Origin of the sequence: Stenotrophomonas sp. CFBP8994 (assembly GCF_034044835.1) — a bacterium.
Taxonomy (GTDB): Bacteria; Pseudomonadota; Gammaproteobacteria; order Xanthomonadales; family Xanthomonadaceae; genus Stenotrophomonas; species Stenotrophomonas rhizophila_A.
In genome coordinates, this window is sequence record NZ_JAXCWT010000004.1 from 180,438 (window position 1) to 206,054 (window position 25,617).

The 25,617-nt window shown below is 66.3% G+C and carries 19 protein-coding genes; 14 read left to right on the forward strand and 5 right to left on the reverse strand.

From position 1 onward, the window contains the following. Nucleotides 1–108: 108 nt before the first annotated feature. The 3 genes from SOM39_RS12885 to SOM39_RS12895 form a co-directional block, all read right to left on the reverse strand. Entirely contained in the window at nucleotides 109–1,317 is a 1,209-nt protein-coding gene (locus SOM39_RS12885; protein ID WP_068851296.1) for an acetyl-CoA C-acyltransferase, read from the reverse strand. Nucleotides 1,318–1,336: 19 nt separating this feature from the next. Continuing rightward, nucleotides 1,337–3,709: a 3-hydroxyacyl-CoA dehydrogenase/enoyl-CoA hydratase family protein gene (locus SOM39_RS12890; protein WP_217538379.1), complete on the reverse strand. Its 2,373-nt coding sequence runs from the start codon at nucleotides 3,707–3,709 to the stop codon at nucleotides 1,337–1,339. A 70-nt stretch (nucleotides 3,710–3,779) separates the two neighbouring features. Continuing rightward, nucleotides 3,780–4,442, reverse strand: a complete 663-nt coding sequence (locus tag SOM39_RS12895) for a TetR/AcrR family transcriptional regulator (protein WP_210132339.1) — start codon at nucleotides 4,440–4,442, stop codon at nucleotides 3,780–3,782. Nucleotides 4,443–4,717: 275 nt separating this feature from the next. Here SOM39_RS12895 and ndk point away from each other — a divergent pair, with 275 nt between their 5' ends. The 12 genes from ndk (at nucleotide 4,718) to guaA (ending at nucleotide 18,768) form a co-directional block, all read left to right on the forward strand. Next, nucleotides 4,718–5,143: a nucleoside-diphosphate kinase gene (gene ndk, locus SOM39_RS12900; RefSeq protein ID WP_068851305.1), complete on the forward strand. Its 426-nt coding sequence runs from the start codon at nucleotides 4,718–4,720 to the stop codon at nucleotides 5,141–5,143. Between the two features lie 10 nt (nucleotides 5,144–5,153). Then, nucleotides 5,154–6,359, forward strand: a complete 1,206-nt coding sequence (gene rlmN / locus SOM39_RS12905; protein WP_093534407.1) for a 23S rRNA (adenine(2503)-C(2))-methyltransferase RlmN — start codon at nucleotides 5,154–5,156, stop codon at nucleotides 6,357–6,359. Beyond that, complete coding sequence (locus tag SOM39_RS12910; RefSeq protein ID WP_068851312.1) at nucleotides 6,346–7,143, forward strand: tetratricopeptide repeat protein; 798 nt, start codon at nucleotides 6,346–6,348, stop codon at nucleotides 7,141–7,143. Before rlmN ends, SOM39_RS12910 begins: the two co-directional genes overlap by 14 nt. A 6-nt stretch (nucleotides 7,144–7,149) precedes the next feature. Then, nucleotides 7,150–8,016, forward strand: a complete 867-nt coding sequence (locus tag SOM39_RS12915; protein WP_320458541.1) for a helix-turn-helix domain-containing protein — start codon at nucleotides 7,150–7,152, stop codon at nucleotides 8,014–8,016. A gap of 72 nt (nucleotides 8,017–8,088) precedes the next feature. Beyond that, nucleotides 8,089–8,727: a YfgM family protein gene (locus SOM39_RS12920; protein ID WP_184123873.1), complete on the forward strand. Its 639-nt coding sequence runs from the start codon at nucleotides 8,089–8,091 to the stop codon at nucleotides 8,725–8,727. Continuing rightward, nucleotides 8,727–9,935 (forward strand): outer membrane protein assembly factor BamB, encoded by a 1,209-nt coding sequence (bamB, locus tag SOM39_RS12925; protein WP_320458542.1) that lies wholly within the window; start codon nucleotides 8,727–8,729, stop codon nucleotides 9,933–9,935. The genes SOM39_RS12920 and bamB overlap by 1 nt, the downstream gene beginning before the upstream one ends. Before the next feature lie 12 nt (nucleotides 9,936–9,947). After that, nucleotides 9,948–11,345, forward strand: a complete 1,398-nt coding sequence (gene der / locus SOM39_RS12930) for a ribosome biogenesis GTPase Der (protein WP_068851324.1) — start codon at nucleotides 9,948–9,950, stop codon at nucleotides 11,343–11,345. A gap of 92 nt (nucleotides 11,346–11,437) precedes the next feature. After that, nucleotides 11,438–12,577 (forward strand): molybdopterin-synthase adenylyltransferase MoeB, encoded by a 1,140-nt coding sequence (moeB, locus tag SOM39_RS12935; RefSeq protein ID WP_320458543.1) that lies wholly within the window; start codon nucleotides 11,438–11,440, stop codon nucleotides 12,575–12,577. A 125-nt stretch (nucleotides 12,578–12,702) separates the two neighbouring features. Then, entirely contained in the window at nucleotides 12,703–14,532 is a 1,830-nt protein-coding gene (locus tag SOM39_RS12940) for a monovalent cation:proton antiporter-2 (CPA2) family protein (protein ID WP_320458544.1), read from the forward strand. A gap of 39 nt (nucleotides 14,533–14,571) precedes the next feature. Continuing rightward, nucleotides 14,572–15,447, forward strand: coding sequence for a bifunctional methylenetetrahydrofolate dehydrogenase/methenyltetrahydrofolate cyclohydrolase FolD (gene folD, locus SOM39_RS12945; RefSeq protein WP_068851333.1), 876 nt, complete (start codon nucleotides 14,572–14,574; stop codon nucleotides 15,445–15,447). A 188-nt stretch (nucleotides 15,448–15,635) separates the two neighbouring features. Then, on the forward strand, nucleotides 15,636–17,090 hold the full coding sequence (gene guaB, locus SOM39_RS12950; RefSeq protein ID WP_068854633.1) for an IMP dehydrogenase: 1,455 nt from the start codon (nucleotides 15,636–15,638) through the stop codon (nucleotides 17,088–17,090). 112 nt (nucleotides 17,091–17,202) lie between these two features. Next, nucleotides 17,203–18,768, forward strand: a complete 1,566-nt coding sequence (guaA, locus tag SOM39_RS12955) for a glutamine-hydrolyzing GMP synthase (protein ID WP_320458545.1) — start codon at nucleotides 17,203–17,205, stop codon at nucleotides 18,766–18,768. A 48-nt stretch (nucleotides 18,769–18,816) separates the two neighbouring features. On the opposite strand, the gene SOM39_RS12960 is transcribed toward guaA, so the two are convergent. Both SOM39_RS12960 and SOM39_RS12965 read right to left on the reverse strand, forming a co-directional pair. Then, entirely contained in the window at nucleotides 18,817–23,244 is a 4,428-nt protein-coding gene (locus tag SOM39_RS12960; RefSeq protein ID WP_320458546.1) for a response regulator, read from the reverse strand. Beyond that, nucleotides 23,241–24,350, reverse strand: coding sequence for a two-component system response regulator (locus SOM39_RS12965; RefSeq protein WP_320458547.1), 1,110 nt, complete (start codon nucleotides 24,348–24,350; stop codon nucleotides 23,241–23,243). The genes SOM39_RS12960 and SOM39_RS12965 overlap by 4 nt, the downstream gene beginning before the upstream one ends. A 96-nt stretch (nucleotides 24,351–24,446) precedes the next feature. Between SOM39_RS12965 and SOM39_RS12970 the strand changes: the two genes are divergently transcribed. Together SOM39_RS12970 and SOM39_RS12975 are read left to right on the forward strand one after the other, a co-directional pair. Next, the gene (locus tag SOM39_RS12970) at nucleotides 24,447–25,034 is read left to right on the forward strand and encodes a TetR/AcrR family transcriptional regulator (protein WP_320458548.1); all 588 of its coding nucleotides are present in this window, start codon (nucleotides 24,447–24,449) and stop codon (nucleotides 25,032–25,034) included. 85 nt (nucleotides 25,035–25,119) lie between these two features. Further along, a complete protein-coding gene (locus tag SOM39_RS12975; RefSeq protein ID WP_320458549.1) occupies nucleotides 25,120–25,617 on the forward strand; it encodes a hypothetical protein in 498 nt (165 codons plus the stop codon).

A 25,617-nucleotide genomic window follows, 5' to 3' on the forward strand; every position in this document is an offset into this window, starting at 1 on the left:
GCGACCCGGACGGGTCGCCTTTTTGCTTCTCCGCCCGCCCGACAACGGCAGGCGGCCATCTCTTCCGGCCGGCAGGTACCGACCGTTGGTCGGTACCTGGATCCCGGATCACAGCGATTCGAAAATACCCGCTGCGCCCATGCCGGTGCCGATGCACATGGTGACCATGCCGTACTTCTGCTGGCGACGGCGCAGGCCATGCAGCAGCGTGGCGGTCCGGATCGCGCCGGTGGCGCCCAGCGGGTGGCCCAGTGCGATGGCGCCGCCCAGCGGGTTGACCTTGGACGGGTCCAGCCCGCAATCACGGATCACCGCCAGCGACTGCGCGGCGAACGCTTCATTGAGCTCGATCCAGTCCAGCTGGTCCTGGGTCAGGCCAGCCTGCTTGAGCGCCTTGGGAATGGCCGCGATCGGGCCGATGCCCATCACTTCCGGGCGCACACCGGCGACCGAGAAACTCACGAAGCGGGCCAGCGGCTTCAGGCCGTAGTCCTTGACCGCCTGTTCCGATGCCAGCAGCACCGCACCGGCGCCGTCGCTCATCTGCGAGGAGTTGCCGGCGGTCACCGTGCCGCCGAACTGGCCGTTGCGGAACACCGGGCGCAGCTTGGCCAGGCCTTCGGCGGACGAGTCCAGGCGCGGGCCTTCGTCGGTGTCGACGATGCGGTCGCGGGTGATGATGCGGCGGCCGTCGGCCAGGTCCGGCTGGCGGGTGCGCACGTCATACGGGCTGATCTCATCCTTGAAGTCGCCGTTCTGGATCGCGGCGATGGCCTTCTGGTGCGAGGCCAGGGCGAACGCATCCTGCTCTTCGCGGGAGACCTTCCATTCCTCGGCGACCTTCTCGGCGGTGATGCCCATGCCGTAGGCGATGGCCACGTGGTCGTTGTCGAACACGCTCGGCGCCATCGCGATCTTGTTGCCCATCATCGGCACCATCGACATCGATTCGGTGCCGCCGGCCAGCATCAGGTCGGCGTTGCCGAGACGGATCTGGTCGGCTGCCATCGCCACGGCCTGCAGGCCGGACGAGCAGAAGCGGTTGACGGTCTGCGCGGCGATGGTGTCCGGCAGGCCGGCCAGCAGCACGCCGATGCGCGCCACGTTCATGCCCTGCTCGGCTTCGGGCATGGCGCAGCCGATGATGGCGTCATCGATGCGGTTGACGTCGATGCCCGGTGCCTGCGCGACCACGGACTTGAGCACGTGGGCCAGCATGTCGTCGGGACGGGTATTGCGGAACACGCCCTTGGGCGCCTTGCCAACCGGGGTACGGGTGGCGGCGACGATGTAGGCGTCCTGGATCTGCTTGGTCATTGTGGTGGTCTCTTATGGGTCAGTTGCGCAGCGGCTTGCCGGTCTTCAGCATGTGCGCGATGCGGGCCTGGGTCTTTTCCTGCTGGGCCAGTTCGACGAAGTGCTTGCGCTCCAGGGTCAGCAGCCACTCTTCGTCCACCAGCGTGCCGCGGTCCACTTCGCCACCACACAGCACGGTGGCGATACGCACGGCGATTTCGTAGTCGTACGGGCTGATGAAACGGCCCTCAAGCATGTTCACCAGCATCATCTTGAAGGTGGCGATACCCACGTCACCGGCCACCTGGATGCGGCGGGCCGGCATCGGCGGACGGTAGCCGCCTTCGGCCAGCGCCTGCACTTCGGCCTTGGCGATGTGCAGCGCTTCGAAGCTGTTGAACACCACCTTGTCGGTGGCGCGCATCAGGCCCAGTTCCTTGGCGTTGACCGCGGAGTTGGAGACCTTGGCCATGGCCACGGTTTCGAAGGTCTTCTTCAGTTCGGCGAATACATCACCGCCCGGGCCGGCGGCCTGGGAGGCGCGTACCGCCAGTTCCTTCAGGCCACCACCGGCCGGCAGCAGGCCGACGCCGGCTTCGACCAGGCCGATGTAGCTTTCCAGTGCGGCCACGCTCTTGGCGCTGTGCATCTGGAATTCGCAGCCGCCGCCCAGGGCCAGCCCGCGCACGGCGGTCACCACCGGCACCAGCGCGTACTTGATGGCCTGGCTGGTGCGCTGGAAGTTGTGCACCATTTCTTCGAACTGGTCGACCTTGCCGGCCTGCAGCAGGCCGAGCGCGCCGGCCAGGTCGGCACCGGCGGAGAAGGGTTCCTTCTGCTGCCAGATCACCAGCCCCTTGAAGCCCTGCTCGGCGCGCTTGATGGCTTCCTGCAGGCCGTTGAGCACGTGGTCGGACACGGTGTTCATCTTGGTCTTGAAGCTGACCACGGCGATGCCGTCGCCGTCGTGCCACATGCGCACGCCGTCGTTCTCGAACACGGTTTCGCCCGGGCTGAAGGTTTCGCCCAGCAGCGGATCCGGGAAGCGCTGGCGCTGGTACACCGGCAGCGCCGAACGCGGCAGCTTGGCGTTGCGGGTCGGGCTGTAGCTGCCTTCGGCGGCGTGCACGCCATCGCGGCCATCGAACACCCAGTCCGGCAGCGGGGCGTTGCTCATGCTCTTGCCGGCCACGATGTCATCGGCGATCCACTGCGCGACCTGCTTCCAGCCGGCGGCCTGCCAGGTTTCGAACGGGCCCAGCGACCAGCCGTAGCCCCAGCGGATGGCCAGGTCGACGTCGCGCGCGGTTTCGGCGATGTCGGCCAGGTGGTAGGCGCTGTAATGGAACAGGTCGCGGAAGGTCGCCCACAGGAACTGCGCCTGCGGGTGCTGGCTTTCGCGCAGCTTGGCGAACTTCTCGGCCGGGTTCTTGATCTTCAGGATCTCGACCACTTCCGGGGCGGCGGTGCGATCGGCAGCGCGGTAGTCCTGCTTCTCCAGGTCCAGCACCACGATGTCCTTGCCAACCTTGCGGAAGATGCCGGCGCCGGTCTTCTGGCCCAGCGCACCCTTGGCGATCAGCGCGTCCAGCCACTTCGGCGAGGCGAAGTACTGGTGCCACGGGTCGTTGGGCAGGGTGTCGCCCATGGTCTTGATGACGTGGGCCATGGTGTCCAGGCCGACCACGTCGGAGGTGCGGTAGGTGGCCGACTTCGGGCGGCCGACCAGCGGGCCGGTCAGGCCATCGACTTCATCGAAGCCCAGGCCGAACTGCTGGGTGTGGAAGATGGTGGACAGGATCGAGAACACGCCGATGCGGTTGCCGATGAAGTTCGGGGTGTCCTTGGCGTACACCACGCCCTTGCCCAGGGTGGTGACCAGGAAGCTTTCCAGGCCTTCCAGCACGGCGGCGTCGGTGGTGGTGGCCGGGATCAGCTCGGCCAGGTGCATGTAGCGCGGCGGGTTGAAGAAATGAACGCCGCAGAAGCGGTGGCGCAGCTGTTCGGGCAGCACGTCGGCGAGCTTGTTGATGCCCAGGCCGGAGGTGTTGGAGGCCAGCACGGCATGATCGGCCACGAACGGGGCGATCTTCTTGTACAGGTCCTGCTTCCAGTCCATCCGTTCTGCGATGGCTTCGATGATCAGGTCGCAGTCGCGCAGCTGTTCCAGGCCGGTTTCATAGTTGGCCGGGGTGATCGCTTCGGCGTAGGACTTGCTGGCGAGCGGGGCAGGGCTGAGCTTGCCCAGGTTGGCGATGGCCTTGAGCACGATGCCGTCGGCAGGACCTTCCTTGGCGGGAAGGTCGAACAGCACGGTGTCGACGCCGGCATTGGTCAGGTGGGCCGCGATCTGGGCACCCATGACGCCGGCACCCAGCACGGCGGCGCGGCGGACTAGCAGGGAATTGGACATGTCGATAAGCCTTTGTTGGTCTGGAAGCCGGGCAGGGCCCGGCTCTACGGGGGTGATATGGGGCCCGGCGTTACGGGGTGGCAAGGGTCGCCGCCGCAGGGGCGGTGGCCGCGCTGGCGCGGAAACCGGCTTCGGCGAAATGGATGAGTTCCTGGGCTGCATGGGCACGATGCGCCGCTTCGGTGACACCGGCGGGTCGCTTGATCAGCCCGAAATCGGCCATGGCGTAGGTCAGTGCGCCGGCCAGGAAGTCCAGTCGCCAATACAGCTCTTCCTTGCTCAGGCCCGGCACGCTGGCGGCGATCGCCTTGCCGAACTCGCGCAGGACGTGGCCGTAGTGGTCGGAGAGGAACTTGCGCAGGTTGTCGTTCTTTTCCGCGTACGCGCGGGCGATGACACGCACGAACGCGCCCCCGGTCTGGCGGTCCTGGGCCATGGCCAGCGCCGGTTCGACGAACGCAGCCAGCACCGGCCGCAGCTGCCCGGGGTGGTCGCGCCGGGCGGTGTCCAGCTGCGACAGCCGGGCGGCGGTCATTTCGTCCATGCGCCGGCGGAACACCTCGTTGACCAGGTTTTCCTTGGATCCGAAGTGGTAATTCACCGCAGCGATGTTCACATCGGCCTGGCTGGTCACCTGGCGCAGCGATGTCCCGGCGAACCCGTGCAGGGCGAACAGCTCCTCGGCGGCGCCGAGAATGCGGTCCTTGGTGGAAAAGTGGGCGGGTTTGGCCATGGGCGGGCAGGGGTTCAATCAAACGATTGTTTGATATTAGACCCCGGCATCCTCGGTGGCATGCTGCGGCGCACAAGATGTTGGTCCTCGTTCATGCCCATCAACCTGAACGGCGGGCAGTCGCCGCCAGCGCGAGGTTGCCGCGCAGGGCGTGGCAAGACGTACCGAGAGGTTGTAGAATCACGCCACGTATATAGGCTAAGCCCGCGTTTCGACGCGGGTTTTTTTCATGTTACTCTCGGGCCGATCAGTGGCCCGCCCAACGGAGAATTCCCATGGCGCTGGAGCGCACCCTTTCCATCATCAAGCCGGACGCCGTCGCCAAGAACGTCATCGGTGAAATCTACGCCCGCTTCGAAAAGGCTGGCCTGAAGGTCGTGGCTGCCAAGTACAAGCAGCTGTCGCGCCGTGAAGCCGAAGGCTTCTACGCCGTGCACAAGGAGCGTCCGTTCTTCAACGCGCTGGTCGAGTTCATGATCTCCGGCCCGGTGATGATCCAGGCGCTGGAAGGCGACAACGCCGTGCTGGCCCACCGCGACCTGCTGGGCGCCACCAATCCGAAGGACGCTGCGCCGGGCACCATCCGCGCCGACTTCGCCGATTCCATCGATGCCAATGCTGCCCACGGCTCGGACTCGGTCGAGAATGCCGCGATTGAAATCGCGTACTTCTTCGCCGCGACCGAAGTGGTCTCGCGCTGAGAGTAATGCCGTGAACGAGGTCGTACAGCCCAACGCCATCCCCATCGTGCTCGCCCAGGGCGCGCCGGTGGCCAAGCAGAACCTGCTCGACCTCGATCGCGAGGGATTGGAGCGCTTCTTCGCCGAGACACTCGGCGAAGCGCGCTACCGTGCCCACCAGGTCATGAAGTGGATCCACCACCACTACGTCACCGATTTCGACCAGATGACCGACCTGGGCAAGGCGCTGCGCAGCAAGCTGCAGCAGCACGCCGAAGTCCGCGTGCCGAACATCGTCTTCGACAAGCCGTCGGCCGACGGTACCCACAAGTGGCTGCTGGCCATGGGCACCGATGGCAAGAACGCGATCGAAGCGGTCTACATCCCGGACAAGAACCGCGGCACGCTGTGCGTGTCGTCGCAGGTGGGCTGTGCACTGAACTGCACGTTCTGCTCCACCGCCACCCAGGGCTTCAACCGCAACCTCTCCACCGCCGAGATCATCGGGCAGGTGTGGGTGGCAGCGCGCCACCTGGGCAACATCCCGCACAAGCAGCGTCGCCTCACCAACGTGGTGATGATGGGCATGGGCGAGCCGTTGATGAATTTCGACAACGTCGTGCGCGCCATGAGCGTGATGCGCGACGACCTGGGCTACGGCCTGGCCAACAAGCGCGTGACCCTGTCGACCTCCGGCCTGGTGCCGCAGATCGACCGCCTGTCGGCCGAAAGCGATGTGTCGCTGGCGGTGTCGCTGCATGCGCCGAACGATGCGCTGCGCGAGACCCTGGTGCCGCTCAACAAGAAGTACCCGATCGTGGAACTGATGGCCTCGTGCGCGCGCTACCTGCGTGCGAACAAGCGCCGCGAATCGGTCACCTTCGAATACACCCTGATGAAGGGCATCAACGACCAGCCCGAGCACGCCCGCCAGCTGGCGCGGTTGATGCGCCAGTTCGACAATGCCGTACAGGCCTCGCATTCGGGCAAGGTCAACCTGATTCCGTTCAATCCGTTCCCCGGTACCCGCTATGAGCGCTCCGGTGATGCGGAGATCCGCGCCTTCCAGAAGATCCTGCTCGACCAGCAGGTGCTGACGATGGTGCGGCGGACCCGTGGCGACGACATCGATGCCGCCTGTGGCCAGCTCAAGGGCCAGGTGATGGATCGTACCCGCCGCCAGGCCGAGTTCAACAAAACGCTCCAGGACGGGAAAAACCGGGATGCCGCTGCCTGACCGCCGATTGCCAGCCGTTTTTTTCGTCGCGCTGGCACTCGCCGGGTGTGGCAACAAAGGCGTCAAACCCATGACCGCTCCGCTGGGCGTAGCGCCCGAGTATGTGGCGCGCGACAACGCTGACACCCGTCGCCGGGTCAGCTACCAGGACCAGATGACATTGTCGGCCGAGGCGTTCCGCGCCGGAGCGCTGGATGCTTCCGAAAAGCGCGCCCGAAGCGCGCTCAAGCTCGACGCGGGCCGGCCGGATGCCTACATCATGCTGGCGGCGCTGGCCAACCGGCGCGGTGACGATGCCGCCGCCGGTCCGCTGTTCCAGAAGGCGGCCGAACTGGCGCCGGACAGCGGCGAGGTGCTCAACAACTATGGCGCCTGGTTATGTGGTCATGGCCGCGCCACCGAAGCGTTGCCACTGTTCGACCGGGCCGTTGCCGCGCCGGGTTACCGCACGCCGGCCGCAGCCTTGGCCAATGCAGGCGGCTGTGCGCTTGACGCCGGCCAGCCCGAGCGCGCCGTGCGTGACCTGCGCCGGGCCCTGGCGCTGGATCCGGCCAACCCCTATGCGCTGGAGGCCATGGCCCGCAACGAGCACGCCCAGGGACGCTTTTTCGAGGCCCGGGCCTTCGTGCAACGGCGTCTTGCGGCTGCACCGGCCACACGTTCCGTGTTACAACTTGCCTCTCAAATCGAGGCGCAGCTTGGCGACACAGTGGCATCCGGTCGTTATCTGCAGCGAATTCGCGACGAATTTCCGCAGGATGCGGCTCCTAATTCCCGGGGTTGAAGCATTGTGATTGATGACCAGACTGTGAACGCTTTTGACACCGCAGCCGGCTGTGGAGCACGTCTCCGGCAGGCGCGGGAAGCGGCAGGACTGACGCTCGAAGCAGTGGGGCAGCAGTTGCGCATGCCGGTGCAGGTGGTGAAGTCACTGGAAGCCGAGCAGTGGGACCGCCTCGGTGCGCCGGTGTTCGTCCGCGGCCAGCTCAAAAGCTACGCGCGCCTGCTCAAGGTCGACCTGGGCGATGTGCTGGACCAGGCCCACATCGGGCCGGTGGTGCCGCCGCAGCTGGTCAGCCACACCCATACCCCGCGGGCCCGCCGAATCGCCGAGAGCCTCGGCCGCCGTGCCCTGTATGTCGGCATCACCGCGGTGCTGGCCGTGCCGGTGTGGTTCGCTACACGCGGCCACTTCGACAGTGCCTCGACCACCCCCAATACCGCTTCGCTGGATGTGATTCCCGCTGCCGTACCGGTGGCGGGCACCGCGCCGTCTGACCAGGCAGCGCCGGTGGTGACGCCTGCGCCGTCGACGGCGCCGTCGGCCCCTTACCTGGCCTCGTTGACCCCGGTGCCCCGTCCGACGGCCGCCGCGCCGGCGCCGGCGCCGGCCGGTGCCCTCAGCCTGCAGTTCAAGGGCGACAGCTGGGTGGATATCGTCGCGCCCGACGGCAGCACCGTCGAGAAAGCCCTGATCAAGTCAGGCGAAACCCGCGCCTTCAGCCCGGGCCAGGTGGCCCGCATGGTGCTCGGCAATGCGTCGGCGGTGGAGGTTCAGCAGGCCGGTACCATCATCGACCTTTCGCCCTACCAGCGAGCCAACGTGGCACGCTTTACGGTATCCTCTGACGGCTCCGTGGCTCCGGTTTCACACTGAGCCGCGTTTCCCGATTCATTTCGACAATCCAATTCAAACAGTCCCTCCTGACGGGCAGGGGCGAGAGTACGCATGGCGATCGACGACCTGCTCGACGAGCACGAACAAAGTGAACGCGTCCGCAGCTGGCTGCGGAAGAATGGTGTCAGCATCATCGCCGGCGTGGCGATTGCCATCGGCGGCATCGCCGGCTGGCAGTGGTGGCAGAAAGAACAGGGCAGCCACCTGGCGGGTGCCCACGGTGAGTACCAGGTGGTGCTCAAGCAGCTGGAGGACAAGAAACTGGACGAAGCGGCCAAGGGCGTGAAGACGCTGGAAGGCGGCAAGGTCCAGGTCTACGGCGACCTCGCAGCGCTGCAGCTGGCCAAGGCGCAGGTCGATGCAGGCAAGAACGAGGAGGCCCTGGCCACCCTTCGTGCCATCAAGGCCGACCCGGAATACAAGGCGGCGATCGATCAGCGCATTGCGCGCCTGCTGATCGCCACCGGCAAGAACGATGAAGCCATCGCGCTGCTGGGCAGTGCCACCGACAGTGCGAGCCTGGAAATCCATGGCGACGCCTTGATGGCGCTGGGCAAGCGTGACGAAGCCCGCGGGCAGTATGAGAAGGCGCTCAAGACGCTGGATGTGGCAGCGCCCCAGCGGCGCGTGCTGGAAACCAAAGTGATGGATGCCGGTGGCACCGTCACCGAGCCTGCGGAGTCGGTGTAATGAAGCAGATGGTCATGATCAAGCGCGTAGCCACCCTGGTATTGATGGGCGTGGCATTGTCCGGCTGCACCACCGTCAAGGGCTGGTTCGCCGGCAAGGACGCGGAGGCGAAGAAGGCGCTGGAACCGGCAGAGCTGGTCAAGTTCGAGCCGACCGCCAAGGTCGACCGGATCTGGAGCGCCAACCTGGGCAAGGGCGAGAAGCGCATCGGCGTGCGCCAGGGCCCGGTCGTGGCCGATGGCCGCGTGTACGCGGCCGCGATCACCGGCGGCGTGCATGCGCTGGACCTGCAGACCGGCAAGACGGTCTGGACCTACGAGCCGGCCAAGGTCAAGAAGCAGCCCAAGCTGCGTCTGTCCGGTGGCCCGGGCGTCGGCGAAGGCCTGGTGGTGATCGGTACGCTGGATGGCCAGGTCATCGCGCTGGACGCCAACGACGGCAGCGAAAAGTGGCGCGCCAAGGTGCCGGGCGAAGTGATCGCCGCGCCGGCGATCGCCCAGGGCATCGTGTTCGTGCGCAGCAACGATGGCCGGGTGACCGCCTTTGATGCCGGCAACGGCACCCAGAAGTGGTTCAACCCGCGTGAGCTGCCCATGCTGACGGTGCGCGGCAACGCGCCGGTGGTGGCCGGCCCGGGCGTGCTGTTCATCGGCAACGATGACGGCAGCGTGGCCGCGTTGGGCATGCAGGACGGCCGTACCGTGTGGGACCAGACGGTCTCCAACGGTGAAGGCCGTACCGAACTGGAGCGCATGTCCGACGTGGACGGCGCGCCGGTGCTGGAAGGCAATACCCTGTTCGTGAGCAGCTTCAAGAACCAGACCATGGCGATCGAAGGCCCGACCGGCCGCCCGCTGTGGGCACGTGACCATGGCGGCGCCGGTGGCGTGGCCCTGACCTCGGGCAATGTGATCGTCACCGACAACAAGGGCGGCGTGTTCGGCCTGGACAAGGCCAGCGGCAGCGCCATGTGGTCGCAGACCGGCCTGGCCCGCCGCTCGTTGACCGGGCCGGCCATCCACGGCGATTACGTTGTGGTGGGTGACTACAAGGGTTATCTGCACTGGTTGCGGACAGACAATGGTGAACTGGCCGCGCGCGCCAAGAGTGGCGGCGATGCCCTGCTGGCGCAGCCGGTGGTCGCCGATGGGATTCTGCTGGTGCAGAACGTTGATGGAAAGCTGACCGCATTCCGGTTGGCACAATAAGGAGTTACCGCGATGCTGCCCTTGGTCGCCCTGGTTGGACGGCCGAACGTCGGCAAGTCCACCATCTTCAATGCGCTGACCCGTACCCGTGACGCCCTGGTCCATGACCAGCCCGGCGTCACCCGGGACCGCAACTATGGTGTTTGCCGTCTGGACGAGGACAACCCGTTCCTCGTCGTCGACACGGGCGGTATCTCGGAGGATGACGAAGGCCTGGCCGGCGCAACCGCCGACCAGGCACGTGCTGCCGCCGGCGAAGCCGATCTGATCCTGTTCGTGGTGGATGCCCGTGACGGGACCTCCGCGCTGGATGACGAGATCCTGTCGTGGCTGCGCAAGCTGTCGCGGCCGACCCTGCTGTTGATCAACAAGATCGACGGCACCAACGAAGACACCGTGCGCGCGGAATTCGCCCGCTACGGGTTCAGCGAAATGCTGACCGTGTCCGCTGCCCACCGCCAGGGCCTGGACGACCTGCTTGAAGAAGTGGTCCAGCGCCTGCCCGAAGAGGGCAGCGGCGAGGAGATGGACAACGATCCGAACCGGATGCGCATTGCCTTCGTCGGCCGCCCCAACGTGGGCAAGTCGACCCTGGTCAACCGCATTCTCGGCGAAGAACGGATGATCGCCTCGGAAGTGCCCGGCACCACCCGCGACTCGATCGCGGTGGACCTGGAGCGTGACGGCCGCGAATACCGCCTGATCGACACCGCCGGCCTGCGTCGCCGCGGCCGGGTCGAAGAGGTGGTGGAAAAGTTCAGCGTCATCAAGACCCTGCAGGCCATCGAGCAATGCCAGGTGGCGGTGCTGATGCTGGACGCCAGCGAAGGCGTGACCGATCAGGACGCTACCGTGCTGGGCGCGGTGCTGGATGCCGGCCGCGCGTTGGTGGTGGCGATCAACAAGTGGGATGGCCTGACCGATTACCAGCGCGAACAGGCCGAAGCGCTGGTCTCGCGCAAGCTCGGCTTCGTGCCGTGGGCTGAAACGGTGCGCATCTCGGCCAAGCACGGCTCGGGCCTGCGCGAGCTGTTCCGTGCGATCCACCAGGCGCATGCCTCGGCGACCCACGAGTTCAGCACCAGCGAAGTCAACAAGGCGCTGGAAATCGCCTACGAGACCAACCCGCCGCCGGCGATCCGGGGTCACGTGTCCAAGCTGCGTTACGTGCACCCGGGCGGCTCCAATCCGCCGACCTTCATCGTGCATGGCACGCGCCTGAAGGAGCTGCCGGAGTCGTACAAGCGCTACCTGGAAAACTTCTTCCGCAAGCGCTTCAAGCTGATCGGCACGCCGGTACAGTTCATCTTCCGCGAGGGTGCCAACCCGTACGAAGGCAAGAAGAACGTGCTGAGCGAACGCCAGATTGCCAAGAAGAAGCGCCTGATCAAGCACGTCAAGGGTCGCTGAAGCCCATGGCGTCCCGGCACACCGGGGCGCCATCCCACGGTAGCGACACGCCACGCGTGTCCCAGGCGGACCCAACCCGCCCATAATGGGCCATGACCGCAGTACCCGAACTCAGCCCCGAGCACGCCCGCCAACGCACCCTCCACGGCGCGCTGCTGATCGACGTGCGTGAACCGCACGAGCGCGCTACCGGCATGGCCGAGGGCGCAAGGGGAGTCGCGCAGGGCGATCTCCTGAGCGAAGCCAGCACGCAGCTCCCAGCGCTTGACCGCGAGATCCTGCTGATCTGCCAGAGCGGCAAACGCTCCATGGACGCCGCGCAGGCCCTGCTCGATCTCGGCTACACCCACATCGCGTCCGTCCACGGCGGCACCACTGCCTGGCGTGCTGCCGGGCTGCCACTCGTGCAGCCGCTGCAGAGCGACGACGAGCGCGATTTCAACGAACGCTACTCACGCCACCTGCTGCTGCCGCAGGTCGGCGTTGCCGGCCAGCAGGCGCTGCTCGGCGCCCGGGTACTGCTGCTTGGCGCGGGCGGGCTTGGCTCGCCGGCCGCCTTCTACCTCGCCGCCGCCGGGGTAGGGCACCTGCGCATCGCCGACGACGACGTGGTGGAGCGCAGCAACCTGCAGCGGCAGATCCTGCATACCGACGCCAGCATCGGCGAACCCAAGGTGCATTCGGCCCGCGCGCGGCTGCTGGCGCTCAACCCCCGGCTGGACGTGGAAGCGGTGCAGGCGCGGGTGACCTCGGACAACATCGACGCGCTGCTCGACCGCGTGGACGTGGTGCTGGACGGCTCGGACAACTTCCCGCTGCGCTACCTGCTCAACGATGCCTGCATCCAGCACGCGATCCCGCTGGTCTACGGCGCGGTCGAGCGTTTCACCGGCCAGGTGTCGGTATTCGACGCCGGCCGCCATCGCGGACAGGCGCCGTGCTACCGCTGCCTGTTCCCCGAGCCGCCGCCGCCGGAGTTCGCGCCCAACTGTGCCGAGGCCGGGGTGCTGGGCGTGCTGCCGGGCATGGTCGGCCTGCTGCAGGCCACGGAAGTGCTCAAGCTGCTGCTTGGGATCGGTGAGCCGCTGGTGGGGCGCCTGCTGACGTTCGACGCGCTGGGCATGCGGTTCCGCGAGATCCGCCTCGGGCCGGACCCCGCCTGCCCACTGTGTGCGCCCGGGCAGGCGTTCCCGGGTTACATCGACTTCGCCGCATTCTGCGCAGGTCCGTAGGACGATATGGCGATTTGCTGACCGATCGTTCCATTCCCGGCACGATCTTGCGCACCTGCGTGCTATGTCCCTGCATCAACTTGTCCTATCGTGATGGCTGATCGGAGTTGCAAGGAACAAACCGCATGGCGGTGGAAGCAGGTGCCAGTGAACTGGTGAAAGTAGTCGCCCTGCTGGGGGCGGCAGTGGTGATGGTGCCGTTGTTCCGCCGGCTGGGATTGGGCTCGGTGCTGGGCTATTTCGCGGCCGGGCTGGCGATCGGTCCATTCGGCTTCGGCTGGTTCTCCGATCCGCAGGCGATCCTGCATACGGCCGAACTGGGCGTGGTGATGTTCCTGTTCGTGATCGGACTGGAAATGCGACCTTCGCACCTGTGGAGCCTGCGCAGGGAAATCTTCGGACTGGGCACGCTGCAGATCGTGGTCTGCGGTGCGGTACTCACCGGCGTGTGCATGCTGTTCGGCTTCCCGCTGCCGGTGGCCTTCATCGGTGCGGCCGGTTTCGTGCTGACCTCCACCGCCGTAGTGATGCAGCTGCTGGCCGAGCGCGGGGATATCGCGCTGCCGTCCGGGCAGAAGATCGTCTCGATCCTGTTGTTCGAGGACCTGCTGATCGTGCCGCTGCTGGCGGTGGTCGCCTTCATGGCGCCGGTGCAGGCCGATGCCGGTACCGGCTCGCGCTGGATCAGCGTGGCCATCGCCGCCGGCGCGATCATCGGGCTGGTGCTGGTCGGCCGCTTCCTGCTCAACCCGCTGTTCCGCATCCTGGCCGCCGCCAAGGCGCGCGAGGTGATGACCGCCGCCGCATTGCTGGTGGTGCTGGGCGCGGCACTGCTGATGCAGCTGGGCGGGCTGTCGATGGCAATGGGCGCGTTCCTGGCCGGCGTGCTGCTCAGCGAATCCACCTTCCGCCACCAGATCGAAGCCGACATCGAACCGTTCCGCGGCATCCTGCTCGGGTTGTTCTTCCTCAGCGTGGGCATGGCGCTGGACCTGACCGTGGTGGCCAACAACTGGCCGCTGATCGTGTCCGGCGTGCTGGCGCTGATGCTGGCCAAGGCGGTGTGCATCTACACCGTGGCGCGCATCCTGGGCAGCGACCACCGGCAGGCGCTGGATCGTGGCGTGGTGATGGCACAGGGCGGCGAATTCGCCTTCGTGCTGTTCTCGGCCGCCGCTGCTGCCGGTGTCATCGGTATCGAGGTCAACGCCAACCTGACCGCCATCGTGGTGCTGTCGATGGCGCTCACCCCGCTGTTCGTGCTGCTGCACGACAAGCTGATGCCGGCGCGGGAAGTCTCGCTGGAAGGCGTGGACACCGCCGAGGGCATGTCCGGCAGCGTGCTGATGATCGGCTTCGGCCGCTTCGGCCAGGTGGCCAGCCAGTCGCTGCTGGCCCGCGACGTGGACGTGACCATCATCGACAACGACGTGGACATGATCCACAACGCCGAGCGCTTCGGCTTCAAGATCTACTACGGCGACGGCACCCGCCTGGACGTGCTGCATGCATCGGGCGCGGCCACCGCGCGCGCGATCGCGGTGTGCGTCAACAACGCACAGGATGCGGACCGCATCGTCGAACTGGTCGCGCACGAGTTCCCGCAGGCCAAGCTGCTGGTGCGTTCGTTCGACCGTGAGCACTCGCTGCGCCTGATCCACGCCGGGGTGGACTTCCAGATCCGCGAAACCTTCGAATCCGCGCTGATGTTCGGCCAGGCCGCGCTGGTCGAGCTGGGCGCCGACGAGGACGACGCACGCGACATCGCCGAGCAGATCCGCGAACGCGACGCCGAGCGCTTCGAGCTGGAGATGGCCGGCGGCGACCTGCGTGCCGGTGCGCACATGGTGTTCGGCACCGCGCTGCCGGGCGTGCCCACGCCGACCCCGTTCACCGCGCCCAAGCGCAAGGCACGCACCCTCAACGCCGACGAAGTGCCGGAAGAAGAGGAATAGGGGACAATACCGTCCCCGCCGCCGCACGCCCCGCATTCGATGAACGATTCCGCCCCCCGTCATTCCGCCCGCATCCTGGACGGACGCCGCATCGCCGAAGACCTGCTGGACAGCCTGAAGGTGCGCGTAGACGCCCGCCTGGCGGCCGGTGGCAGTCGGCCGGGGCTGGCCGTGGTGCTGGTGGGCGGCGACCCGGCCTCGACGGTGTATGTGCGCAACAAGCGCCGTGCCGCCGAAAAGGTCGGGATCGAGGCGTTCGATTACGACCTGCCGGCCGGCACCGGTGAAGCCGAGCTGCTGACCCTGATCGACCAGCTCAATGCCGACCCGAAGATCCACGGCATCCTGGTCCAGCTGCCGCTGCCGGGGATCCCCGACGCCAGCCGCCTGATCCACCGCATCGACCCGCGCAAGGACGTGGACGGCTTCCACCCGGAGAACGTCGGCCACCTGGCCCTGCGCGAATTCGGCCTGCGCCCGTGCACCCCGCGTGGCATCACCACGCTGCTGGGCCATACCGACCAGCCGGTGCGCGGCCGCAACGCCACCATCGTCGGCGTGAGCAACCACGTGGGCCGGCCGATGGGCCTGGAGCTGCTGATCGCCGGCTGCACCGTCACCAGCTGCCACAAGTTCACCCCCAAGGACGTGCTGGAGCAGTCGGTGCGCAATGCCGACATCCTGGTGGTGGCGGTAGGCCGCCCCGGCATCGTGCCGGGCGAGTGGGTCAAGCCGGGCGCGGTGGTGATCGACGTGGGCATCAACCGCCTGGACGATGGCCGCCTGGTCGGCGACGTGGGCTTCGAGGCGGCGGCCGCACGGGCCAGCTGGATCACCCCGGTCCCGGGCGGGGTAGGGCCGATGACCGTGGCCACCCTCATGCAGAACACCATCGAAGCTGCTGAAGCGTCCTGACGCCGGACCGCCGTGGCGACCAACGGTCGTCACCTACCGGTAGCGCACGACCGTTGGTCGTGCGGCCCGGCCGCCGAACCGCTGCATGAACGCGCCGCGCCGGCGCGACACAGCGTCGCATCCGCCCCCTGCCCAACGGGGCGAAATCAGGGTAAAATGTCGCGCTTCCCCACATCTCGGGTATGCCGATGCTGCGCATCCAGGCTGAAGCACTGACTTACGACGACGTCTCGCTCGTCCCCGCCCATTCCATCATCCTGCCGAAGGATGTCACCCTGGAAACGCGCCTGACGCGAGACCTGCGGCTGAAGCTTCCGATCCTGTCGGCTGCCATGGATACCGTCACCGAAGCACGCCTGGCCATCGCCATGGCCCAGCTCGGCGGCATGGGCATCATCCACAAGAACCTGAGCGTGGACCAGCAGGCCGCCGAAGTGGCCAAGGTCAAGAAGTTCGAAGCGGGTGTCATCCGCGATCCGATCACGGTCGGCCCGGAAACCACCATCCGCGACGTGCTGGCGCTGACCCAGGCGCGCAACATCTCCGGCGTGCCGGTGGTCGATGGCGGCCAGCTGGTGGGCATCGTGACCCACCGCGACATGCGCTTTGAAACCGAGCTGGACGATCCGGTCCGCCACATCATGACCAAGAAGGATCGCCTGATCACGGTCAAGGAAGGCGCCGCGTCCGAGGAAGTGCTGCAGCTGCTGCATCGCAACCGCATCGAAAAGATCCTGGTGGTCAACGATGATTTCGCCCTGCGCGGCCTGATCACCGTCAAGGACATCCAGAAGAACACCGATTACCCCAACGCCGCCAAGGACGTCGCCACGCGCCTGCTGGTGGGTGCCGCGGTGGGCGTCGGCGGCGATACCGATCGCCGCGTCGAAGCGCTGGTCGCTGCCGGCGTGGACGTGCTGGTGGTGGACACCGCGCACGGCCATTCGCAGGGCGTGCTGGACCGCGTCAGCTGGGTCAAGAAGCACTTCCCGCAGGTGCAGGTCGTGGGGGGCAACATCTGCACCGGCGAAGCCGCACTGGCGCTGCTGGACAGCGGCGCAGACGCGGTCAAGGTCGGCATCGGCCCGGGCTCGATCTGCACCACCCGCGTGGTCGCCGGTGTCGGCGTGCCGCAGATCACCGCCATCGACCTGGTGGCCGAAGCGCTGCAGGACCGCATCCCGCTGATCGCCGACGGTGGCATCCGCTACTCCGGCGACATCGGCAAGGCGCTGGCCGCCGGTGCATCGACCATCATGATCGGCGGCCTGCTGGCCGGTACCGAGGAATCGCCCGGTGAAACCGAGCTGTTCCAGGGCCGTTCGTACAAGAGCTACCGCGGCATGGGTTCGCTGGCGGCGATGGAGAAGGGGTCCAAGGACCGCTACTTCCAGGATGCTTCCAGTGCCGACAAGCTGGTGCCCGAAGGCATCGAAGGCCGCGTGCCGTATCGCGGCCCGGTCGGCGGCATCATCCACCAGCTGATGGGCGGCCTGCGCGCCACCATGGGCTACGTGGGCTGCGGCACCATCGAAGACATGCGCAGCAAGCCGAAGTTCGTCAAGATCAGTGGCGCCGGCCAACGTGAGAGCCACGTCCATGACGTGCAGATCACCAAAGAGCCGCCGAACTACCGCGCCTGACGCGGCATGAGCGAAGAGGAACGAGGAAGCTGATTCCCGTTCCTCTTTCTCTATCTGCCATTCGTTGCCTGATTTTCGTTTCTCCGTTTTCCATCCAGCATTGCCGGGCGCCATGACCAACATCCATAACGACAAGATCCTCATCCTCGATTTCGGCGCGCAGTACACCCAGCTGATCGCGCGCCGCATCCGCGAGCTCGGCGTGTACTGCGAAATCTGGGCGTGGGACCACAACCCGGCGGACATTGCCGCGTTCGGCGCCAAGGGCATCATCCTGTCTGGCGGCCCCGAATCCACCACGCTGCCGGGCGCGCCGGCCGCGCCGCAGGAAGTGTTCGACAGCGGGCTGCCGATCTTCGGCATCTGCTATGGCATGCAGACCCTGGCGGCCCAGCTCGGCGGCGCTACCGAAGCGGCCGACCAGCGCGAGTTCGGCCATGCCGAAGTCAACGTCGTGCACCCGGACGCGCTGTTCAAGGGCCTGAGCGACCACGGCGGCGAGCCGAAGTTGAATGTGTGGATGAGCCACGGCGACCACGTTTCGGTGGCGCCCCCGGGCTTCACCATCACCGCCACCACCGATCGCATTCCCGTGGCCGCGATGGCCAACGAGGAAAAGCGCTGGTACGGCGTGCAGTTCCACCCGGAAGTCACCCACACCCTGCAGGGCCAGGCGCTGCTGCGCCGCTTCGTGGTGGACGTGTGCGGCTGCCAGACCCTGTGGACCGCGGCCAACATCATCGACGACCAGATCGCGCGCGTGCGCGAGCAGGTGGGCGATGACGAAGTGATCCTGGGCCTGTCCGGCGGCGTCGATTCGTCGGTGGTTGCCGCGCTGCTGCACAAGGCGATCGGCGACAAGCTGACCTGCGTGTTCGTCGACACCGGCCTGCTGCGCTGGCAGGAAGGCGACCAGGTGATGGCGATGTTCGCCGAGCACATGGGCGTCAAGGTGATCCGCGTAAATGCAGCGGACCGCTACTTCAGCAAGCTGGAAGGCGTGAGCGACCCGGAAGCCAAGCGCAAGATCATCGGCAACCTGTTCGTGGACATCTTCGATGAAGAGTCCAACAAGCTCAGCAACGCCAAGTGGCTGGCGCAGGGCACCATCTACCCCGACGTGATCGAGTCGGCCGGCAGCAAGACCGGCAAGGCCCACGTGATCAAGAGCCACCACAACGTCGGCGGCCTGCCCGAGCACATGAAGCTGGGCCTGGTGGAACCGCTGCGCGAGTTGTTCAAGGACGAAGTGCGCCGCCTCGGCGTCGAACTCGGCCTGCCGCGCAGCATGGTCTACCGCCATCCGTTCCCGGGCCCGGGCCTGGGCGTGCGCATCCTGGGCGAAGTGAAGCGTGAGTACGCCGAGCTGCTGGCCAAGGCCGATGCGATCTTCATCGACGAGCTGCGCAAGGCCGACCTGTACGACAAGACCAGCCAGGCCTTCGCGGTGTTCCTGCCGGTGAAGTCGGTGGGCGTGGTGGGCGATGCCCGCGCGTATGAGTGGGTGATCGCGCTGCGCGCGGTGGAAACCATCGACTTCATGACCGCGCACTGGGCGCACCTGCCGTATGACTTCCTGGGCACGGTGAGCAACCGGATCATCAATGAGCTGCGTGGCGTCTCGCGCGTGGTCTACGACATTTCCGGCAAGCCGCCGGCAACCATCGAGTGGGAGTAACCACCCGGTAGAGCGGGGCTCTGCCCCGCTGCGCCCTGCCGAAACGGGTCATGGCCCATCGGCGCGCATCGCTGCATCCAGACAGTCGAGCGCTTCGACAAAGCGGATGGTGTCGATCAAGCGGGCCATCGGCGCCAACGCTGCAGCCAATGGATTGCCTTCTGCGTGCAGTTGATGCGTGAGGCGTTCGAATACCTCCTGGGCGTCGGCATCGTTCTCCGACAGCAGCGCGCGCAGGCGCGTCAGCAGCAGCGCCGCGGCTGGCCCGGGAGCGGCCGTTGGCACGCCAGTCACGGGAGCGTCGGCTGCTGTCCGGCGTTCATCGATGCCTGCCGACGCAATCGCGTCAAGTACCGGCTGCAGCCGCCCCACCGTCTCGGCCAGGAGGGCTTCCAAGCTGTCCGTGTCGGCGCGGTCGAGGCACGCCCTTTCCAGCCTGGCCGCCGCTTCCGCAACGCCAGTGGCGCCCACGGTTCCGGCCGTCCCTCGAAGCGTGTGGGCACGGCGCATCGTGGCTTCGGCATCGCCCTCGCGCAGGGCCCGGGTGAAATCGCCCAGAAAGCTCATGTTCTCGGTCCGGAACAGGCCCAGCAGGCGACGGTAGAACTTCACATCGTTATCGACGCCGGCCAGGCTCCGGGCGACATCAATGCCCGTGATGGCGGGGAACGCGGAAGCGGGGGGGGCGCTGACGCGGACCGCGGACGCCGCACTGAAGGCGCGGTCGGTGCCGATCCACTTTGCCATGCACGCAAACATGGCCTCCATGCGCAGGGGCTTGGCGATATGGTCGACCATTCCAGCGGCCAGGACCTTTTCGCGGTCGCCTGCCATCGCATTGGCGGTCATGGCGATGATGGGAAGGTGCTGGAACCGCGGCTGGGCGCGCAGGCGACGGGTCGCCTCGTAGCCGTCCATCACCGGCATCTGGCAGTCCATCAGCACGCCATCAAACGTGGATTCGCGCGACAGGATGTCCAATGCTTCCTGCCCGTTGACCGCCAACGTGACCTCGATGCCGGCCTGACCAAGGAATTCGCGCGCAACCTCCTGGTTCAGTTCATTGTCCTCGACCAGCAGCACACGCGAACCCCGCAGCTGCTCGAACCGCGTTGAACCGGCTGACGCCTTGAGTTCAATGCGGTCATCGCCAACGGTGCCCGTGCCGAGTGCCTGGCCGATCGACTCAAGCAGGGTTGACGGCGTAACCGGCTTGGTCAGCACACCCTTCAGGCGCGCCCCGGTGGTCGCCGCTTCGGCAATCGCTTCGTCCCGCCCGAAGGCGGTCACCATGATGACCGCCGGTGCCTCGCCCTCGCTGAGCGACTGCAGCCTGCGGACGACTTCCACGCCGTCCATCGCCGGCATTTTCCAGTCCATCAGTACCAGGTCGTAGGCAAGCTGCTTTGCGTAGGCCTGGCGCACCATGCGCAGCCCCTGCGTGCCGTTGCGCGCGGTATCCACCTCCAGCCCGAACTGCCTGGCCATCGTCGACAGGATCTCGCGCGCCGCCGCGTTGTCGTCGACCACGAGTACGCGCAGCCCCTGCAGTTCCTCCGCCCGGAACATGCGGCGCGGGGCAGGGTCCGCCTGCAGGCCAAAGTGCGCATGGAAGTGGAAGGTGGAGCCTTGGTCCGGCATGCTGTCCACCCAGATCCGGCCACCCATCAGCTCCACCAGGGTGCGCGAGATCGCCAGCCCCAGCCCGGTGCCGCCGTACCGGCGCGTTGTCGAACCGTCGGCCTGGCTGAAGGACTGGAACATGCGGGCGCATTGCTCCGGGGTCATCCCGATGCCGGTGTCCTTCACCCAGAAGTGCAGCGCGATACCGTCCTCGGTGCGGGCCGCGGTTTCAATGCCCAGGATCACTTCGCCACGCTCGGTGAACTTGAGCGCGTTGCTGCACAGGTTCAGCAGCACCTGGCCAAGACGAAGCGCGTCGCCGACCAGCGCCGTAGGGACGTCCGCAGCGCAGCTGAACAGAAGTTCGAGCCCTTTATCCTCCGCCTTCATCGACACCAGATTGGCTACGTGGTCGAGTACGTCCTCCAGCCGGAAGTCGAGGCGCTCCATCCCCATCTTGCCGGCCTCGATCTTGGAGAAGTCCAGGATGTCGTTGATGATGCCCAGCAGCGCTTCGGCAGAGCGGTTCACCTTTTCGATGTAGTTTCGCTGCCGTGGCGCGAGTTCGGTCTGCAGCGCAAGGTGGGACATGCCGATGATGGCGTTCATCGGCGTACGTATCTCGTGGCTCATGTTCGCCAGGAATTCGCTCTTGGCGCGGGTCGCTTCTTCGGCTGCTTCCTTGGCCCGAAGCGTCTCATCCTCCAGCTGCCTGCGCTCGGTCACGTCCTGGTGGATGCCGACCAGGCGCACGGCGCGTCCGCCGTGGTCACGTTCGGTGGCGCGACCCAACGAGTGGATCCAGCGCCACGCGCCCGAACGGTCCCGCATGCGGAAATGGGCGTCGAAGTCGTCGGCCTCGGGGTCGTTGATGCAATGGTCGAACTGTCGATGGACCTCGACGCTGTCATCCGGATGCAGCATCGCGTTCCACGCTTTCGCCGCTCCACCGGCACTGCTCAGCTCATCCAAGGTGTATCCCAGCATCTGCGCCCATATCGTGTTGACCTCGCTGGTGCCCGTGGCCACGTCCCAGTCCCACAGGCCAAGGTTGCCGCCGCGCAGGGCGAAGCCCAGCCGTTGCTCGGTGGCACGCAGGCGGGTGACATCGCGCACTGCCGCGCATACGCAGACCCCGCCGCCCCCGAACGCGGGAAGCCGCGACAGGCCCACGTCGATCGGGAATGTGCTGCCGTCCCGGCGTCGCCCCGACAGTTCGTTGTTGCGCACCGCCATGGAACGCATGCCGCCGGCCTGCATGAAACCGTCTCGCAGTCCGGGATGGGCCGCGCGCACGGCATCGGGCACCAGCGTTTCGATGAGCTTGCCGTGCAGCTCGCCAGTGGCATAGCCGAACATGCGCTCGAGTTGAGGGTTGACCATGGTGATGCGGCCGTCCGCGCCGGCCACCAGCAACCCATCGGGGGAGGAATCGAAGATGCCCCGGTACCATGCTTCGGTCGCCTGGATCGCATCCTTCTGTGCGGCCAATTCGGTGGACTGGATTTCCAGTTCCGAGGCCTGGGCCCGGGTTTCCTCAAGCAGCAGCTGGGTATGCTCGGCGCGTTGCATGATCTCCAGATTGCCCGCCAGCGCAGGCAAGGCGGCCTCGAGCAACGCCTGCCGCGCAGGGCTGGGTAGGTCGAGGCTGGCGACTTCGAGTACGCCGAGCAGTCGGGCACCCCGGATCAGTGGGATCACGCTTACGGACCTTGCCGCCGCGCTGCCCAGCGCGGAGCCGATGCGCAGGTAGTCGGCGGGCGGATCGGTAAGGAGGATCGGCGCTCTGCTTGCCGCGCACTGGCCGACCAGGCCCTCGCCCAGGCGGATCTGGCCCGGCGGGGCGTCATGGCCATCGTTGGCGAAGCCCGAGAGCAGGCGCAGCCTGTTATGCACTTCGTCATGGAGGTACAGGGCACCCCGGCCGACGCCGAGCAGGGGCGCCATGAAGGCAAAGAAGACCTTGGCGAGTTCCTGGGTACTCGTCGCGGACTGCAGTTCGGCCGACAAGGCGGCCGACGATGCCTTGACCCAACGCTGGTCTTCCAGCTCACGCGCAGCCACCTGAAGGACGGCAACGGCGCGGGCGAGGGCGCCCATGTCATTGGGATATGCGGTATGCGGTACCTCGTGCTGGAGGTCCCCGCCCGCAATGCGCTCCACCGCCTTCCTCAGCTCGACTGCGGGGATGCCGATCGAGCGCGTGATCAGCCAGGCGAAGATCGTGCTGAACACACCACCCAGGAGCAGGATCGTCCACACCCACCACTTCGTATCAACGGCCAGTGCCTGCACCTTCTGCAACGACAGCCGCGCGCCTTCTTCCTTGGTCGTGGCGACCGCTTCCATGGCGTTGGCTACCGCGTCGCCCATATCAGCGAACTGCGGGCTCGATGCTTGAGCACGCGCTTCCTGGAGCCTGCCTTGGCGCGCCAGCTGGAGTACGGCGGTCATGTTCCGCCGGTAGGTGGCGTAGTCCCGCTCGAACACCGCCAGGTGCGCACGGTTGATGTCGCGGAAGACACGCTGGTGCAGCTGGTCCAGCTCTCGCTGCAGCTGCGCGTGCTCGCGTTCGATCTGCTGTGACGCCAAGGCCTGCAGCGACGGATCGGCGGTGAGCAGCGCCTGGCGCAGGTGGCGGCCCATGGTCGCGTAGTGGAACTGCACGGCGCGCGCGTTGGAGACCCCCTGCAGGTCTTTTTCGTACATGCGCTGGATCTCCGCGCTGAACCTGCCCAGCGCGTGGACGCCGAGGATGCCCAGCCCCACGGCCAGCAACAGCATGACGGCGAAGGCCGCCGCCAGTTTGTGGCCCAGCGACGCACCCTGCAGGTAGCGGCTCAGGGCGTTCATCGCGAAGTGTCCTCGAACTGACGGGATATCCGCTCCAGCTCGGGGAGCAGCCCGAGAAAAGCATCCAGGATGTCAGGGTCGAAATGCCTGGCGCGGCCCTCACGCATGATCGCGACCGCTTCTTCCTGGGACATGGCCTTCTTGTAGCCCCGACGGCTGAGCAGCGCGTCATACACATCCGCGACCGCCATGATCCGCGCCGACAACGGGATCGCCTCGCCTGCAAGCCCCTGCGGATACCCGCTGCCGTCCCATTTCTCCTGGTGCCCGTAAGCGATTTCCTTTGCGTACGCCAGGAACTCCACCGGCATGCCGAGCGCGTCTTCTGCGTGCTGAATCGCGTCGCGCCCCAGCGTGGTGTGGGTCTTCATGATCTCGAACTCGTGGGGTTCGAAGGGGCCGGGCTTGAGCAGGATGCTGTCCGGGATGCCCACCTTGCCGATGTCATGCAGGGGGGCGGACTTGAACAGGCTGTCGATGGTGGCGTCATCCAGCTGCGAACGAAAACGCGGGTGATTCTGGAGCGCAGTCGCCAGGGCACGGACATAATGCTGGGTGCGGCGGATGTGATTGCCGGTTTCGTTGTCGCGCGTTTCGGCGAGCGACGCGAGGGCATGGATGGTGACGTCCTGGATCGCGGTCAGCTCGCGCGTGCGTCGCTGTACCTCGTTTTCAAGGAATGCGTTCTGGTCCCGCAGGAAATCGGCTGCTGCCTTGGCCTGCAGTTGCGTGGCGACACGGGCGATCAGGACTGGCGGGTTGATCGGTTTGGTGATGAAGTCCGCCGCCCCGAGTTCCAGCCCTTTCTTTTCATCTTCGGGTTCGGCCATTGCCGTGAGGAAGATGATCGGAATGTGCCGGGTCACCGGTGATGCCTTCAGTGCCCTGCAGACATCATGTCCTGAGAGGCCGGGCATCATGACGTCCAGGAGAATCAGGTCGGGAAGCGGTTCGGTGCCAGCGGCCTCGAGGCCTGCCTCGCCGGAGTTGACCATCCTGATTCGATAACGCGACTTCAACAGGCCGGAGATCAGCCAGAGGTTCTCGGGTGAATCGTCGACCGCAAGTATGGTCGGGCGGGAAGCGGCTTCCGTAACGGTATCCATTCCCTTACCCCCGGTTCATTTTCGGCACTATCCTCCAGCCGACGGGACACGTGCAAGCGGTCTTGATCAGCAGGCTACCAACTAGTAGGATGAGGAATGGTTCACGACCTCTCCCCGAAAGCCGCTGAAATCGTCGCCCACGCCCGTACGTTGCTGGAGGCCGGCGGCTACAACGGCTTCAGCTATGCCGATATCTCGGCCAGGGTGAACATCAGCAAGGCCAGCATTCATCATCACTTTCCGAGCAAGTCCGAGCTGGTTCGCACGGTGGTGGCGCTGTACCGCGCCGAGGCCCGTGAAGGCCTGGCCATGTTGGACCGGCAGCTGGGTGATCCGCTGAAAGAGCTCAATGCGTACGTCGACTACTGGTCCAGCTGCATCGCAGGTGGCACGGCCTCGTTCTGCATCTGCGCCATGCTGGCGGCGGAGTCGCCGATGATTCCGCCGGAAATCGCAGAAGAAGTGCGCGGGCATTTCGAGGATCTCAGTGGCTGGCTGACCGCCACCTTGGAGAAGGGGGTAGCGCAGGGGCAGTTCCAGCTGCAGGGCGCCCCTTCGGATGAGGCCAAGGCCTTCATGGCCTCCGTGCATGGGGCGATGCTCGCCGCGCGTGGGTTTGGTGACGCGCAGACGTTCGCTGCCCTGGCGCGGCTGTCGGTTGCGCGGGTGACTGCACAGCGTTGAACAATTTTTCGTAAGCCCGCCTTGTGCGGGCTATTCCATGACCAGCGTACCTACCTACTAGTAGGTTTATTTGAGGATTGCTCCCATGACACACCCGCTCTCCGCACTCGGTGTACTGCATACCGCCATCAGCCTCATCCCGGTGCTCGCAGGCATCTACGGCTTCGTGCGCCATCGGAAAATCGACCCCGCGACCGGGGCCGGAAAGCTCTATCTGGTCGGCCTGGTGCTTGCTGTGGCGACCTCGTTTACCGTCTCCAGCACCGGTGGCCTCAACCCCGGCCACGCATTTGGCATCGTGGTGCTGCTGGTGGCGTTCGGCGGGGTGCTGGTGAACCGGATCGGCTTCCTTGGGCGACTGCGACCGTACCTGTCCGCCTTCGCACTGTCCTTCAGTTTCCTGCTCGGGTTGGTGCCTGCCGTCAATGAATCGCTGACCCGCCTGCCGGTGTCGCATCCGCTGGCCGCCGCACCGATGGCGCCGGTAGTGCTGCAGACCCTGCTGGGTTGCTTTGTCGTGTACCTCATCGGCATCACCGCACAGGGCTGGATGATCCATGCGCGCAACAGGCGCATGGAGTGA